Raw genomic sequence first — 16,651 nt, forward strand, 5'->3', positions numbered from 1 at the left:
TGCCATGAATTGTATGGCGCATTACAGCCTGTTTTTAATTGATAGCTCAGGAGGAATTGATACAGACCTACTGTAGTAAATCAGACATAGTTGATATAAAATCCTCATAGGATTTACATCCGCAAATTTTTCTAACATTTTCCGGGATACTCAATATCATAGTGATCGGGTCAAATATCTCATTGAAAATATAGCGGTCGTTTTTATTGAAACAGAGCATGAGAACCAGATAAACCGGCTGCTCCTTCCATGCTATGGGTGTTTCACTAATTATTATAATATTTATTCCTGTCTTTTTTGCATGCATTTTCATAGCATGGGGAATGGCAAAGCTGCCAAACGCAGTTGATGACATATTTTCCCGTGAGATAATCTCCTCCTCAAAATCAGGACTGACATAATCATAGGATATCAATTTCTTCACCATGTAGGTAATACATTCTTTCTCCGTTGGAAATCCCTGATGGGAAACCTCAAAAAAATCAGGAAGTAATAATTCCCGCAGGTAACCTTCAAACACCTTTCTTTTCTTCGATTTCCGAATAAGCTCTATTTTTTCATTTAACAGCTGCCGGTCTTTTTCATTTAAGAATAAGCTGATCAGAATCATAGGTGTCGCGGTTATCGCGGAAACAGGTATCGTTGTTATAATGAGATCTGTATCCTTTATTTTATCCAGATCACTTTCATCAGTCAGGATGTTGGTTATCAATACATCATTGGAATAATACTCTTTGATAACATCGGTTATCTTTAAACGCATATCGTAATAGCTTGGGCAATACAGAGCTACTGTGATTTTTTCTGTCAGACTCTTTTGCGCTTCCAGTACACTTCCCAAATGAAATGCAATATAAGCTATTTCATCATCATTGATAGAAATTCCTGTTTTATCCTTTATCGTTGCCGCAAATGAAACAGATATATCATAAATAAGAGGGCAGGACGTTTTAATAACATCTGCCAACGGGTTCTTACTGAAATAATTGTTCTTTGAACGCACAAGCAAATTTTTAATATGCAAAGCAAACCGAATCAGAAATTCCTGCTCGCTTAAATCAATATAGTAAAAGGAATTGATGTCTAAAATCAGTTCTTTAACCAGATCCAGGCATTCCTTACCGATAAACTCCTCCAGATTTGCTGAATTGATGCTTTTATAATCAATCGTGGTAGCTCTTGAAATAATCAAAAGCGTCATTTCATATATCTCTGCCTTACTGTAAACAATATGAAAGTGTTCTTCTAGCTGCTTTGCTACCTTTTCAGCGAGCTCATATTCATGTAAATGTACGGCAGGCTGCTCGTCAATCCTTTGTGTATTGATATTATTGTTACGGATCCGATCGATGGCTATGGTGATGTGGAGCACCAGATTGATGAGTGAATAATCGTTTATAAAATAATGATAGTCCTCAAATATATGGAGTACCGTATTTTTAATGTAGGGTATATCGATGTCAATAAATGATTTCTGCAGAGATTTCAGATTGACAAAGTTAACATTGGATTCATTATATAACAGGGTACTGAGCAGCTTTCTTTTGTTTTTTTCCAGACCTTTAATAGAAATCTGGTCTCTTTGATAAATCAGCTCCAAATCATATTTTGCCAACCGGCGCTTTACCTTCTGCAATTCATTTTTGAGAGTAGAAAGGCTGATGAACATTTCATCACATAAATCATAGATGTCAATAGCTTCATCCTGATGATGGTTAATGAGCTGACTTATTAGGAAAACAACACGTTCTTCCGAGGTCTGTGGAACATGATTATTATCTTCGTCTAATATGGCTTTGGCTATGCTCTGATTGATTGTATAGCCTTCCCGAGAGGATGATATAGCATTCGGATATTCCATGTTGATATCATGTGCATAGCTTTTAATGCTGCGAACAGAAACACCCAGGTGATTCGACAGTGTACTTACTGTACATGGCTGTAATTCATATATTGCTCTAATCAACTTTAAACGATTCGGTTTCATAAGCTCCTCCCATTTTAATAATGTCATCAATGGTATTGTAATAAAAGATACAAATTTATTATACGTTCAATGATTTCAAATCGCTACTAGAAAATTGCCCGCCCTAGGGGAAATTAATTAATTGCCTGAGCAATGTGCAAAAGTTTAGTGGAAAAGAAAATAAATAGTATGCATAATGTAAGTGTCAAAGGACGAGGGTACCCGAAAGGAAGGTTATAAAATGAAAAAGTTAAATGTATTATTGGTATGTGGTTCCGGAGCAAGCTCCGGATTTATGGCGGCAAATATGCGAAAGGCTGCTTCTAAACAGGGATTGGAAATTGATATTAAAGCAAGAAGCGAGTCAGAAATCGAAAACTATATTGATGAAATCGATGCGCTGATGGTTGGCCCGCACCTTGCATATATTCTGGATGAAGTCGATGAATATACTCATGGAACAGAGGTAAAGGTTATTTTAATGAAAGCAGACTATTATTCAACATTAAATGGGGAAGCGGCAATCCAGCACTTACAATCTGAAATGAATAAATAAGGATAGGGATGGAGATTAGTATGAATAAATTTTTAAATTGGATGGAGACAAAGTTCTCTCCAAAAATGAATAAGATCAATCACAACATCTGGGTGACTACTCTGAAGGATTCTATCAATCAGGTAATGCCCTTGATCTTTCTTGGCTCTATATTTTCAATGTTAACACTGCCCGGAGATATATTTCAATGGGAATGGTGGCCTAATTTCTGGACACCAAACGGATGGACCATGGGGCTTATTTCCGTGATGATTGCCTTTCTAATTCCGTATAATCTGATGGAAAAAAGCAGATTGAGAAGGTCAAGGATCATAGGCGGTATCAGTGGGCTGATTTTATATTTCATTGCAATTACACCACAGCTGATTGCAGATAAAGCGGTTGGCTTCTCCCATAGTGCATTTGGTGCAGGCGGTATGTTTATTGCTATATTAACTGGTGTAATCGCAGGACTAATCATTCGCGCTTATGGAAAATTTTCTTTCTTTAAAGAAGATTCTGTATTGCCAGATTTCATTAGAGCCTGGTTTGATCAGATGCTTCCTGTAGCTACTGTTGTTGTATTGGGATGGATAGCTGTTGATATTTTGAGCTTTGATTTCTATAATCTTGTTTTAAGTATCTTTCAGCCGCTGCGTTCCTTCACAGAAACTTTCTGGGGCTTCCTTTTGATTGACTTTATTACCATTGTATTATATTCTATGGGAATTTCAGCATGGGTATTAACACCTATAACTACGCCGATTAAGCTGGCAGCAATTACAGCTAATGCCGCAGGTGCAGCAAATGTATTTACGAATTCCTTCGGTTATGCTTATATGGCAATCGGAGGTGCCGGTTGTACTCTTGGTCTGGCTATTTTAATGTTAAAATCAAAATCTGTGAAATTAAAGGCTCTGGGAAGGGCGACAATTGTTCCCTCGATTTTCAATATCAATGAACCGGTCGTATTCGGTGCTATCGCATGGAATCCGATTTTGATGATTCCAATGTGGTTGTGTAGTATCGCCTCTGTTTCTCTTGCATGGATTTTTACAAAGGTGATTGCATTTGCTCCAATTCCGGTTATTAACTTTCAGTTGTGGTATTGCCCATATCCGATTTGTACATGGCTTGCTACTAGTGGGGCCTTAACTGGAATAATATTGGTATTCGCAATTTTCGCGGTAACCTTACTGATTTACTATCCTTTCTTTAAGGTATATGAAAAGCAATGTATAAATGAAGAACAGGCTGCAAACAAAGCCTAAAAAATATTGAGAGGAGATTTAATTATGGATGAATGTGTTGTACAGAATGCAATGCAGATTATTCTGCACGCAGGAGATGCCCGCTTAAAATGCAAAAAGGCTCTGGATTATATCAGTAATTATGATTTTATAAATGCAAAAGCTATGATGAAGGAAGCTCAGGCTGATATCACGAAAGCACATCAGTTACAAACGGATGCGATACAGGATGAGACACGCGGTGAGAAAAAAGAGTATTCTTTATTATTTGCACATGCACAGGACACATTGATGACAGTCTATAGTGAACTAAATATTACAAAGCAGATGATTACAATTTTTGAAAGCTACGAAAAAAGGCTGCAAGCTCTGGAATCAAAAGGATGATATGCGGTATTGCGTATGAATCCGGATCAAGTAAAAACACAGCTCAGGAATTTATTTCTTATCCTCATTGGTAATTTTATGGTTGCCTGTGCCGTTACGCTCTTTGTGCTTCCTAATAACATTTTAACAGGAGGTGTAGCGGGTGTCAGTGTTGCACTTCAGCCTATCATACATATCAATTCTGTATGGATGATAAATATATTGACCATTGGCTTATTCCTGCTGGGGGTAGTTCTACTCGGGAGAAAATTTGCTTTACAAACAATAGTTTCTGCTATTGCCTCACCACTTATGATTACTCTATTATCAATGATTGTATCTACCATTGGACAGGAAAGCTTCAAGATGAATGAACTACTGGCTTCCATTTATGCGGGTGTGTTTATGGGAATTGGGCTTGGTATTGTCTTTCGAGCGAATGCAAGTACCGGCGGTATGGATATACCGGCCTTGATTCTAACGAAATATTGTCATATTCCATCAGGTAACTCCGTTATGCTCGTAGATGGTTTCACTGTACTATTAGGAATTATAACCTATGGCATAGCTCCATCGCTTACCGGTATTGTATCAGTCTTTGTTTGCGGAAAAACAATCAATTATGTAATTATGATGAAAACACAGCCGGCACTGGAAGTTCAAATTATTTCGAAGCACACTACACAAATACAGGATTATATTCTGCAAACAGTAGACCGTGGTGTTACGATACTGGAAGGGCATGGAGGATATACGAATGCCCTTCGTACCATTCTGCTGTGCGTTGTGTCCAGGAAGCAGTATACAGAATTAGAAACAAAGATTCAATCAATTGATCCGAACGCCTTTTTGATTGTTAAGGACGTCAATCGTGTAAAAGGGGAAGGCTTTCGGTAATAGAAAGGAAAAGCTATGAAGCGAATGTTAAGTAGTACAGCAAGTGAATTGCTAAATATGAGTAAGGAAGAAAAGCTAACTGCAATACAATCTAGTGAAGGTAGAATCATTGTTTCTGAAATGACAATGAATGGAGCTCCTGATGCACTGGATAATGCATCGATTGGAGAATTATATGCAGCCTTTGGTGCTGACATGCTACTTTTGAATAAATTCGATGTATTCCATCCATTCATTCAAAATATTGATGGAACTAATTCAGATGATTGCATTCATACACTGAGAAGCTACACAGGGAAGCTGGTTGGTCTGAATCTGGAACCGGTTCCTGATAGCAGCGATTTAAAAACAGAACAGGTACAATTATGTAAAGGACGCATGGCAACTGTAGAAGCAGCTGAAAAAGCTGTTCAACTGGGAGTGGATTATATCGTTCTCACTGGAAATCCAGATACCGGTGTTACAAATGCTGCAATGATAGAAGCAACTAAGAAACTAAAAGAAGCAGTTGGAGATAAAGTCATTCTTATTGCGGGAAAAATGCACGCTGCAGGTTGTTTGAAAGAAGCAGGAGCCAATATCATCTCAAAGGATACTATCAAAGCTCTTGTTTCAGCAGGTGCCGATATCATCCTGTTACCTGCTCCAGGAACAGTACCAGGTATCACACTGGACTATGTATGTGACCTTGTTTCCTACTGTCATTCCCTTGAAGTCATGACATTAACTGCGATTGGAACATCACAGGAGGATGCAGATACAGAAACGCTTCGTCATATTGCTTTACTATGCAAAATGAGTGGAACTGATCTTCATCATATTGGAGATGCAGGCCATGCAGGATGTATCGCAGAAAGTATTATGACCTATAGTATTGTGATTCGAGGAAAACGGCATACGTATAATCGTATGGCTACCTCCGTACTGCGATAAAGATTTAATCATAAAAAGGAGAAGATTATGAAACAAATAGTAAAAGGATTTCCAAAGGATTTTTTATGGGGTGGAGCGATTGCAGCTAATCAGGCAGAAGGCGCTTATCAGGAAGGCGGCAAGGGATTAAGCGTTGCGGATTTGCTGAAGGTGCAGGATAAAGGCGATTTGAAAAAGAAATCCAACAAAGAAACGACGATGCAGGATATTGAATTTGCATTGCAGGACAAAGAAGGCTATTATCCAAAGCGTTATGGGATAGACTTCTATCATACGTATAAAGAAGATCTTCACCTGTTAGCCGGAATGGGGTTGAATACCTTTCGTACTTCTATAAACTGGGCAAGAATCTTTCCAAATGGAGATGATGCAGAGCCAAATGAAGAGGGTCTGAAATTTTATGATGATCTCTTTGATGAAATGATTAAAAACGGTATGGAACCATTAGTTACACTTTCTCACTATGAAATGCCGTTAAACATTGCCACTAAATATAACGGCTGGTATTCCAGAGAAACCATTGACATGTTCGTAAAATATGCGGAAACTGTATTTAAGCGCTATAAAAATAAGGTTAAATACTGGATTACAGTAAATCAGATTAATCTGATTCATCATGAATCCTTTAATCATCTGGGGATTCCGGCAGATAAGGTTGACAATCTATGGGAGGCAAAGTTTCAGGGGATTCATAATGAGTGTACTGCAGTGGCAACGGCTGTTAAAATTGGACATGAAATAAATCCTGATTTCCAAATTGGGATGATGGTATACAACGGATTGAGTGAACCACTGACCTGTAAGCCAGAGGATGTGTTCGCTACGATGAAACGCAATCAAATGGAATACTTCTTCTCTGATTTACTGTTACGTGGAGAATATCCAGGATATGCAATCCGCTTCTTTAACGAAAAGGGATTTCACTTGGATATACGCCCAGAGGATGAAAAGGTATTAAAGGAGAATCCATCAGACTTTTTAGCAATATCTTATTATTATACAATATGTTCTTCTGAGGAAAGCATGAAGGACTATGGTGTAAATGAGGATGGGGCGATTATGAATCCACATCTAGATGCAAGTGAATGGGGATGGAGTATAGATCCGCTTGGTTTAAGAACGGTATTAAACTATTACTATGATCGTTATCAGAAACCGATTATTATTGCGGAAAATGGTTTTGGTACGTTTGATAAGGTAGAGGATGATGGAAGTATTCACGATACTCGCCGTATCTATTATCTTCGAGAGCATATTCGGCAAATGAAGGAAGCAGTTATGGATGGTGTCGAGGTTATTGGTTATTATCCATGGGGGCCAATTGATATTATCTCCTGTTCTTCTTCAGAAATGTCAAAGCGCTATGGCTTCATTTATGTGGATTATGATGATTACGGCAAGGGCAGTGGAAAAAGAATCAAGAAGGACAGCTTCGCATGGTATAAAAAAGTAATCGAAACAAACGGTGAGGATTTAGATTAAAGCAGAGTGTGAAAAGGCGGTTTCCGTACAGAGAGGGATATCTTTGTACCGGTACCGCTTTTTTTATATTTGTTTTTTTAGTTTTGAATACCTCATTTTGTATATAATACTAAGGAAGTAACTATAGGGAAGAATACAGATATACAGGTTAGGTTATGTAAAATATGCTATAATGAAAGAGCATGAAAAGAGAGAAGGGATACTGTGAAGTTAAGTAATAAGGAAATGCTGCAGGATACGTTATGGATTCTTGCCGGGAATATCGCGCTGGCTATGGGGGTCGCCTGGTTTATACTTCCCAATGATGTTTTAACAGGAGGACTGGCCGGGGTTGCAATCGCACTGGAGCCGCTGATTCATCTGAATCCTGAGCTTGTCATAAATGTATTAACGGTGGTATTGTTTCTTGCAGGATCCGTTATCCTGGGAAAGAAATTTGCGGCGAAAACGATACTGAGTACCATCTGTTATCCGCTGCTGCTGACACTGTTATCCTATCTGGCGAAAAATGTCATTGCACCGGACACCTTTATCATGGATAAATATCTGGCTACCATCTATGGCGGCGCATTGATGGGTATCGGAGTGGGTTGTGTATTTCGTACCGGGGCAAGTACTGGAGGTATGGATATACCACCACTGATTATCAATAAGTATACACACATACCGCTTCCTACATTAGTGCTGATAGTTGATGCACTTACCGTACTGCTGGGAGCTGCGGTCTATGGTTTACAGGCTGCTCTTACCGGCATTCTGTCTGTCTGGGTAAGCAGCTATATGATAAATAAAACAATGATGATTGGCGGTCATGATGCACGAAATGTCATGATTGTATCCAATAAGCATAAGGAAATTATGGACCGGATTCACGAAGCATTGGAACGGGGAACGACCATTCTGGAGGCAACCGGCGGGTATTCTTCAGAGAAACGGCCTGTTATTATGGCAGTAGTCGCAAAGAAACAGCTTCCTGAGCTGCAGCATCTTGTATCGCATATCGATCCGGAGGCGTTTGTAATTGTTATGGAGGCAAATGAGGTTCAGGGACTTGGATTCACGTATGAGGAAGAACTATAGCCTTCCTTATATAAAATAGAAATTATGAGAGGAGGATGTGGAATGCAGGATTTTAATTATCACAGTCATACAAAGCGCTGCGGGCATGCAGAGGGAGAGGATGAAGCCTATGTTCAGGAAGCGATAAAAAATGGTTACCGTTATATGGGATTCAGTGATCATGCTCCTTATAAAAACGGATATGCAAAAGGGGAGCGTATGCATAAGGAAGAGCTTTATGACTATATAAGCAGCGTACGCAGGCTTCAGGATACATATAAGGATCAGATAGAGATTCGACTAGGTATGGAAATTGAGTATTTTGAAGATCAGCTCGATGAGCTTATGCAATATAAGGAAGATATGGATTTTCTCATTCTGGGACAGCACGGTTCTTCGCTATACGGCCCTGAATTTTATGATGATCACAGTGATGAGGATGTATTGCTGTATGCTTCTCTGATTGAGAAAGCCTGTGAAAGAGGATTACCAGATATTATCGCTCATCCGGATCTGTTCATGTTTGGTAAGGAAACCTGGACAACTGCCTGTGAGGAAGCGACACATACAATTTGTACTAGTGCGCAGAAGCACGGTGTTCTTCTGGAGGTAAATCTAAACGGATTGCGGTATGGGAAAAAACAGCTTGGTAAAGACTACCGGTATACGTATCCATATCGCAGATTCTGGGAAATCGCATGTATGTATGATGTTGAAGCTGTGTATGGATTGGATGCACATGCTCCGGAAAAATATGGTGACAGGGAATGCTTTGATATTGTTAATACTGAAATAATTTATGATCTTCCAATCAGATTCCGTAAAGAGCTCACATTTTTATCAAAAGCGAAGGGGGAAAATGTATGTTAAAGGATGCAATAAAACAAAGACATTCCAGAAGAAGCTATCTGCATCAGCCGTTAAGGGACGAGGATGTAAGCTTTTTGAAAACACGTATTCATGAATATAATCAAAGGTACGGCCTGCATATGAAGCTGGTTTGTGGACATCCTGAGATATTCAAGGGCTTTCGCAACAGCTATGGTATGTTTCATAATGTTGAAAATTTCATAATGATGATGGGAAACTATCGTGATGTATATATGCAGGAAAAGCTTGGTTACTTTGGCGAGCGACTCGTATTGGAAGCGGTTGGACGGAATATGGGAACGTGCTGGGTAGGTGGTACCTTTGCGAAAGCGGCACTGGCTCCCTATGTGAAAGAAGGAGAACAACTATATTGTGTTATCGCAGTCGGCTATACGGCAGATAAAAAATCAATGAAGGAGGTTCTGATTTCACGCGCTACAAGAAGAAAAGGCAAAACCATTGAGGAAATGTCCAATTATACACCAAAGTGTCCGGATTGGATGAAAAGCGGGATGGAGGCTGTACAGTTGGCACCGTCTGCATTATTCAGGCAGCCTGTGAAATTCCAAAGGGAAAACGATTGTGTATATGCGGAGGTATCGCATCCTGAAACACATGAAATGCTGGATCTGGGAATCGCTATGCTGCATTTTGAAATCGGTGCGGATGCTGGAAGCTGGACATGGGGAAATCCGGCAGTCTTTCAAAAAAAGTAAATTCAGACATACTGCAGTAAAGTACTGACATGCTGTTATAATATAGAAAAGAATCCGTGTACGGGTTCTTTTCTATATTATAACGAAGGATTATAGGAAGGTGACATAAGGGAAAAGGAATTTTACAACAACCGCTGCCTGTCAGTATGCGCGTATAAATCATATTCATTATAAGGCAGGGACTAAAAACAATGCATGAACAGTACTCTTCATATATTCCCCTCGAACATGCTATAGCAATAATATCAAATCCTCTAGATACCATGCACATGATGAAGGAAGCAGCCTAAATACATCGCGGTTTTTCTCATGAGGAAATCAATGCTTGAAAATATGAATCATGATGTGTATTTCGATTCATAATAAGGAAAGGATTGATTAAGGATAGCGTCGAATCAGATGGAGAAATCTGCTGCCATAAAAACAATGGATATTTTCATTCTTCCTGTGATAGCTCCTGCAGAAAAGAAGAACGTCCCATTGAATTTACTGTTATATTCCTTATATTTGTAGAGAAACGTATGTTTTCTGCACATTTGATTGTTTGTGTGATATAATGCATAATTGTTAACACCTGGAGGTAGAAAAATGATTGAAACACAAAATGTCAGTGTACGGTTTGGATCACGGACACTGTATGATAATGTAAATTTAAAATTCACAGATGGAAACTGTTACGGATTGATCGGGGCGAACGGTGCCGGGAAATCTACGTTTTTAAAGGTACTCAGCGGAGAGCTGAAACCGGATACCGGTTCGGTTATTATCAAGCCGAATGAAACAGTATTCACCTTAAAACAGGATCATTTTGCTTTTGATGAATATACCGTGCTGGAAACGGTTCTTATGGGAAATACGAGACTGTATGAAATCAAACGTGAAAAGGATGAAATTTATTGTAAAGAGGATTTCAGTGAAGCGGACGGTATCCGTGCAGGAGAGCTGGAAGCAGCATTTGCAGATATGGATGGATGGAATGCGGAAAGCAACGCCGCAACGCTGTTGAACGGACTGGGAATCCCGGTAGAGCTTCATGACCTGAATATGAAGGAACTGTCCGGTAGTGATAAGGTCAAGGTGCTGCTGGCACAGGCACTTTTTGGAAAGCCAAACACACTGCTGCTGGATGAGCCTACAAACCATTTGGATATTAAGGCATGCTCCTGGCTGGAGCATTTCCTGATGAATTATGAAAATACCGTGATTGTCGTCAGTCATGACCGTCACTTTCTGAATAAGGTATGTACACATATCGCCGATGTAGATTATGGAAAAATTAAGCTGTTTGCCGGTAATTATGATTTCTGGTATGAATCCAGTCAGCTAATCAGCCGTCAAATGAAGGATGCCAACAGTAAAAAGGAAGAGAAAATCAAAGAGCTGGAGGATTTTATAGCACGCTTTTCTGTGAATGCTTCAAAGTCAAGACAGGCAACATCTAGAAAGAAAATTCTGGATAAAATCACATTGGATGACTTGCAGCCGTCTACCAGAAAATATCCGTTTATTGAATTTAAACCGGAGCGTGAGAGCGGCCGTTCTATATTATATATAGAGGATGTCGAGAAGCAGGTCGAAGATTGTAAGCTGACAAATATATCCTTCAACATGATGAAGGGGGATAAGGTCGCATTGATTGGTGATCCATTAAAAACCACACTGCTGCTGAAGCTGATTGCCAAGGAGCTGGAACCGGACGCAGGAAGTATTCAGATGGGACAGACAATCAAGGTTTCCTATATTCCGGATGATAATACCTCTTATTTTGAAGGTACACAGAGCATCTGCGAATGGCTGTCACAGTATACGGATATAGACGATATGTCCTTCATACGCGGCTTCCTTGGTAGAATGCTCTTCAGCGGTGAGGAGCCCTTGAAGCCTGTCAATGTATTATCCGGTGGAGAGAAGGCTCGCTGTATGCTTTCAAAGACAATGCTGGAGGGTGGAAATCTGCTGCTGATGGATGATCCGATCAACCATCTTGACCTTGAATCTATTCAGACATTGAATAATGCACTGATAAAATATCCGGGAGAGCTAATTTTTGTCAGTCATGACCATCAGTTCATACAGACAATCGCAAATCGCATCATAGAAATTCAGGATGACGGGGTTATTGATCGTCGTACCTCCTATGACGATTACCTGGAAAAGGAATACGGAATCGAAGAATAAATAGAAAATTGCCCTGAAAAAGGGCTTTTTTTCATGTTTTCTTCACAAGTGAAAGAAACATCAGGATAAAGCGATAAACAGGGGAGCGACAGCGGTTTCATAAAACTGAAACAAATGAAAAAATAAATACAACTTGTGAATATATTAGCGTTTATCACAATATAATTTTCACATAAAATTCAGATTTACATCATACAATAGTTCATAGATACCTTTATTTAAAGGGTCTGGCATAAATGCTTTTGAAATTTCCTATGTATAAAATACAATGTAGAGGGGAAAATAAACATAAATACATGTTAAAAAATAAAAATATTGGACAAGTTAAAAAAAGTATGCTAGACTAGTGTCTGTTTCGTAAAAGGAGGAACATCAATGAACTCAAAACGAATAAAATTCGCTTTATTCATGTGTGTTTTCGCTTTATATGGATGTGCTTCAAGTGCCTCTGTCACACAGAAGTCACTGAACACTGTGAATAATAAACATACGGTATCTGTTGATACCCTTCATACAAACAGCCTGATTCAAACAAAGGATAACACGATGGCAGCCATGGCTTTTCAAGCGTATGATCCCATGCAGGAGCGCAATACCATGTTTCAAAGCATGAGGGATGAGCATGGTGTATTGCTTCTAAAATCCGATGTCCAGGGCTATGCGAAAAAAATGAAAGAAAAGGCCGTTAAAGAACGTGTACGTCAGAAACGGCTGGAGAAAGAGCGTAAGGAACAGGAACGACTGAAACAGATGGAAAAGGAATCCACACAGGTATTTCAACCAAAAATCACAACCTATGGTGTTGACTGCTATGGCTGCGGCGGAGAAAGCGGTCGGGGTGGTACTTCACTGGGGGTAGCACTGGATCTGAACCTGGGTGTTCAGATGCCGGATGGCTCTTGGCAGCCGGGTATTAAATATGGCAAGTATTATATCGTGGCTGCGGATCCCAGCATACCACTATGCTCAATTCTGAAAATCAGTGACCATGGATTAAGCGGAAGCGGTATATCGCCGGATCAGCCATATTATGCAATCGTACTGGATCGCGGGGGAGCAATTCAGGGAAATCACATTGATTTGTATATCGGAAGTGAAAACTCCGGTGCAATCGTACCAGTACAAAACACGCAGGCAAAGGCACAGATTATCCGTGAGGGAGGTAAAAGCGGTGCCAAAAGCTGTGCACTATAATCATCGGGACATGGAAGTTTAGCTTCTATGTCCTTTTGCATTACCTCAACTTATGGTAAAATATAAAGGAAAGGCTGATGCTTGTGAAGATGAAAGAAATCCTCGTTGTTGAGGGAAAAAACGACACAAATGTACTAAAAAGCTATCTGGACTGTGATACCATAGAAACCCATGGCACGCATCTTGGCAAGGAAATTCTGCGGCAGATACAGCTTGCCCAGAAAACACGCGGCGTAATCATATTCACCGATCCTGATTTTCCCGGAGAAAAGATACGCTCCTGTATCAATACTGCGGTACCTGGCTGTAAAAATGCCTTTATTGACAAGGCAAAGGCAAGGACCTCCAAAAAGGTCGGTGTTGAACATGCCAGCCGTGAGGATATTCTGGAGGCTTTATCCCATCTGATGACATATGATGAAGAACTCCATGATACGCTGAGCTATGAGGAATATCTTGATTTGGGGCTGAATGGAAAAGCGGATAGTGCTGAAAAGCGCGAACTGGTTGCACATGCGCTGCATCTTGGAAGGCCGAATGCAAAGACACTGTACAAACGGCTGAATATGCTGCAGCTAAACAGGAAAGATGTAGCAGCATTACTGGAACAGTCGCATGAATGAACTAGTTAAGGTGACCTGTGCGCTGAAGCAGAAGGAACAGCTGGAAAGCTGGCTATCTGAAATCCTGCAGGAAGGCTGGGAATTGCAGTCGTTTCGCTATGTTATGCTTGGTGCGCTCATGAACTTTCGTTTTGTCGAAGGCAACAGGCAGCATATCCGTATTTGCTTTTATGATGTAAAGTACGATGCGGATGAAAGTATATTTCTGAGCGAGGGATGGAAGGTACTTTGCCGGAACGGTCTGAGTGTCATCTTTTATCATGAAAACCTGAATCAGCCGCTACCGCTTCTGGATATGAAGCTGTATACAAAGCGCAGAATCTTTAAAATGACATGTAATATGCTGTATCTGTTTTCCCTGCTGTATTGTGTCCGTGTAGAGGAGGAGGGGCTGCGAAAACCACTTGTTTTCATTTTTACACTCCTGCTGTTTAGCATTCCGCTGCTCTATGATGTAAAAAGTACAGCAAAATACAGCAATCTGATAAAAATTATGAAAAACCTGTTATATGCAGTCCTGCTGACAGGAATCGTATATACGCTGATAGAATTGCTGGTATCTACCTTCTATCTGCTGTTTTAGAAAGGATAATCATATGAAGAAACCCATTGCGACACCATCCAGAACAAAGGAAATTCTGGAAACACATGGAATGTTTGCGAAAAAGAATTACGGACAGAACTTTCTGATCGAATCCGGCATCGTAGACAAGATAGCCCGCCATGCAGTTATTTCCGATCATTGTGTCGTTTTTGAAATCGGCCCCGGAATTGGGGCATTGACACAGTATCTGTGTGAATATGCAAAAAAAGTTATCTCCTTTGAAATTGACGAGCGTCTGCCAGAGGTATTGGCAGATACCTTGCAGGAATACGATAATTTTGAGCTTGTTATGACAGATTTTTTGGAAACTGATCTGAATCATTGGTGTGAGCCGTATAAAAAAGAAGGCTGTGATATCGTTGTGGCAGCTAATCTGCCATATTATATTACGACACCGATTTTATTCAAAATTTTTGAATCCGGTGCGCCTATCGACGCAATTACAGTCATGATGCAAAAAGAGGTCGCGGATCGTTTTGCGGCTACAGTTAATACAAAGGACTACAATGCGCTGAGTATCATTACCCAATATCGCTGTGAGGTGCTGCCGGTTATGAAGGTACCGAAAAATGTTTTTCTGCCAAAGCCGAATGTTGACAGTGCGGTATTGCAGTTTCGCTTCAAGGAAACACCTTCCGATATCGATGAGGAATTGTTTTTTCCATTGGTGAAAGCCTGCTTCCGCCAGAGAAGAAAAACTATATTGAATAATTACGGGGAATACATACAGGACAAGCAGAGAGCTAGAGATGAGCTCGAAAAAAGCGGTATCGCATGTGCAAGACGTGCAGAAAGCGTTACGCTTGAGGAATTTATACGATTATATGAGGTACATACGTGTGAAAGTTAATTTATTTTATGATAGAAGTATTTTAAAACACCTTTCATACCATATCTGTTCCCGTGTCCAAAGGGCAGGAAGCTGGAGGTAAAAATGAAGATAAAGGCACATGCGAAAATCAATATCTGTTTGAATGTTGTATGCAAAAGGGATGACGGATATCATGAATTGGAGATGATCATGGTTCCCCTTGCACTTCATGATGAGCTATCACTTACACTGGCTGATGAGGACTGCTATACCTGCAGTGATGCAGAGCTGGTGATGGATGAAACAAACACGGTCGTTAAAGCAGTGGAGCTGATGCGAAGCACCTTTTCCCTGAGAGAACACTTTCATATCCATGTAAGCAAGCATATTCCTGCACAGGCAGGTCTTGCGGGAGGCAGTGCAGATGCGGCAGCTGTCATGCGCGGAATCCGTGATTATCTGCAGTTGGATATATCTCTGGAAGAGCTGGCGCAGCTTGGGAAACAGGTAGGCGCCGATGTCCCCTTCTGCATTATGGAAACATGCGCACTTGTTCAGGGAATCGGTGAGAGAATCACTCCTTTTTCCATGCCATCAGATTTTTTTATCCTGCTCGTGAAGCCTTCCATGGGGGTACCGACCGGAAAAGCTTTTTCTATGCTTGATTTTGAGAAATGCGATCATCCGGATTGTACTGCGGTTATGGAGGTATTGCAAAAAGGCGAGTTAAAAAAGCTTCAGCATGTGATTTCTAATTCCCTGGAATACAGCGCTTTTCAGCTGGTTCCTGAAATTGCACATATCAAAGAAAAGCTGCAAGATATGGGATTTGACGCTGTACTGATGAGTGGCAGCGGCAGTACCGTCTTTGCAATCACAAAAAATAAAGAGCTGTTACAGGCTGCATACCAAAACATGAATGATGGACATAATTTTGTCTGTCAGACTCGCATAAAATAAGATACCATTCATTGACTGCAGCCTAGTATACGATAGCTATGAAAGCGAAACTGTGACATTATGTACACGAGAGGGCTGCTAGAAGCCTTTATTTGGCAAAGGATATCAATGATTGATATCCTTCTATACGCGTATAAAACATTAAAATGAAGACGTAATACAGGCAAATTAAAAAGAGCGGCGTTTGCTTTCCTTTAGGTGTCATAG

At 40.2% G+C, this 16,651-nt stretch carries 16 protein-coding genes; 15 read left to right on the forward strand and 1 reads right to left on the reverse strand.

What is annotated here, in order from left to right:
* Positions 1 to 67: 67 nt before the first annotated feature.
* Entirely contained in the window at positions 68 to 1,987 is a 1,920-nt protein-coding gene (locus tag GKZ87_00460; protein QSI24071.1) for a PRD domain-containing protein, read from the reverse strand.
* A gap of 220 nt (positions 1,988 to 2,207) precedes the next feature.
* On the opposite strand from GKZ87_00460, the gene GKZ87_00465 reads away from it, so the two are divergent.
* The 15 genes from GKZ87_00465 to GKZ87_00535 all read left to right on the forward strand — a co-directional run bounded on the left by GKZ87_00465 (position 2,208) and on the right by GKZ87_00535 (position 16,444).
* Positions 2,208 to 2,522, forward strand: a complete 315-nt coding sequence (locus tag GKZ87_00465; protein QSI24072.1) for a PTS sugar transporter subunit IIB — start codon at positions 2,208 to 2,210, stop codon at positions 2,520 to 2,522.
* Positions 2,523 to 2,542: 20 nt separating this feature from the next.
* Positions 2,543 to 3,772, forward strand: coding sequence for a PTS sugar transporter subunit IIC (locus tag GKZ87_00470; GenBank protein ID QSI24073.1), 1,230 nt, complete (start codon positions 2,543 to 2,545; stop codon positions 3,770 to 3,772).
* A gap of 24 nt (positions 3,773 to 3,796) precedes the next feature.
* Positions 3,797 to 4,138, forward strand: a complete 342-nt coding sequence (locus GKZ87_00475; GenBank protein ID QSI24074.1) for a PTS lactose/cellobiose transporter subunit IIA — start codon at positions 3,797 to 3,799, stop codon at positions 4,136 to 4,138.
* A 15-nt stretch (positions 4,139 to 4,153) separates the two neighbouring features.
* Positions 4,154 to 5,014 carry a DUF2179 domain-containing protein gene (locus tag GKZ87_00480; GenBank protein QSI24075.1) on the forward strand — a complete coding sequence of 287 codons (861 nt, stop codon included), beginning with the start codon at positions 4,154 to 4,156 and terminating at the stop codon, positions 5,012 to 5,014.
* A 15-nt stretch (positions 5,015 to 5,029) separates the two neighbouring features.
* Complete coding sequence (locus tag GKZ87_00485; protein ID QSI24076.1) at positions 5,030 to 5,947, forward strand: haloacid dehalogenase-like hydrolase; 918 nt, start codon at positions 5,030 to 5,032, stop codon at positions 5,945 to 5,947.
* A 27-nt stretch (positions 5,948 to 5,974) separates the two neighbouring features.
* Entirely contained in the window at positions 5,975 to 7,429 is a 1,455-nt protein-coding gene (locus GKZ87_00490; protein QSI24077.1) for a family 1 glycosylhydrolase, read from the forward strand.
* A 204-nt stretch (positions 7,430 to 7,633) separates the two neighbouring features.
* On the forward strand, positions 7,634 to 8,509 hold the full coding sequence (locus GKZ87_00495; GenBank protein QSI24078.1) for a DUF2179 domain-containing protein: 876 nt from the start codon (positions 7,634 to 7,636) through the stop codon (positions 8,507 to 8,509).
* 42 nt (positions 8,510 to 8,551) lie between these two features.
* Positions 8,552 to 9,358, forward strand: coding sequence for a PHP domain-containing protein (locus tag GKZ87_00500; GenBank protein QSI24079.1), 807 nt, complete (start codon positions 8,552 to 8,554; stop codon positions 9,356 to 9,358).
* Positions 9,352 to 10,074, forward strand: a complete 723-nt coding sequence (locus GKZ87_00505) for a nitroreductase (protein ID QSI24080.1) — start codon at positions 9,352 to 9,354, stop codon at positions 10,072 to 10,074. The genes GKZ87_00500 and GKZ87_00505 overlap by 7 nt, the downstream gene beginning before the upstream one ends.
* A gap of 588 nt (positions 10,075 to 10,662) precedes the next feature.
* Entirely contained in the window at positions 10,663 to 12,252 is a 1,590-nt protein-coding gene (locus GKZ87_00510; GenBank protein QSI24081.1) for an ATP-binding cassette domain-containing protein, read from the forward strand.
* 375 nt (positions 12,253 to 12,627) lie between these two features.
* Entirely contained in the window at positions 12,628 to 13,446 is an 819-nt protein-coding gene (locus tag GKZ87_00515; protein QSI24082.1) for a peptidoglycan-binding protein, read from the forward strand.
* A 77-nt stretch (positions 13,447 to 13,523) separates the two neighbouring features.
* A complete protein-coding gene (gene rnmV / locus GKZ87_00520; protein ID QSI24083.1) occupies positions 13,524 to 14,069 on the forward strand; it encodes a ribonuclease M5 in 546 nt (181 codons plus the stop codon).
* Complete coding sequence (locus GKZ87_00525; GenBank protein QSI24084.1) at positions 14,062 to 14,652, forward strand: DUF2812 domain-containing protein; 591 nt, start codon at positions 14,062 to 14,064, stop codon at positions 14,650 to 14,652. Before rnmV ends, GKZ87_00525 begins: the two co-directional genes overlap by 8 nt.
* A 13-nt stretch (positions 14,653 to 14,665) precedes the next feature.
* Positions 14,666 to 15,523, forward strand: a complete 858-nt coding sequence (gene rsmA / locus GKZ87_00530) for a 16S rRNA (adenine(1518)-N(6)/adenine(1519)-N(6))-dimethyltransferase RsmA (GenBank protein ID QSI24085.1) — start codon at positions 14,666 to 14,668, stop codon at positions 15,521 to 15,523.
* Positions 15,524 to 15,607: 84 nt separating this feature from the next.
* Positions 15,608 to 16,444: a 4-(cytidine 5'-diphospho)-2-C-methyl-D-erythritol kinase gene (locus GKZ87_00535; protein ID QSI24086.1), complete on the forward strand. Its 837-nt coding sequence runs from the start codon at positions 15,608 to 15,610 to the stop codon at positions 16,442 to 16,444.
* The last annotated feature ends 207 nt before the right edge of the window (positions 16,445 to 16,651 follow it).

This window comes from Erysipelotrichaceae bacterium 66202529 (assembly GCA_017161075.1).
Lineage (GTDB): Bacteria > Bacillota_I > Bacilli_A > Erysipelotrichales > Erysipelotrichaceae > Clostridium_AQ.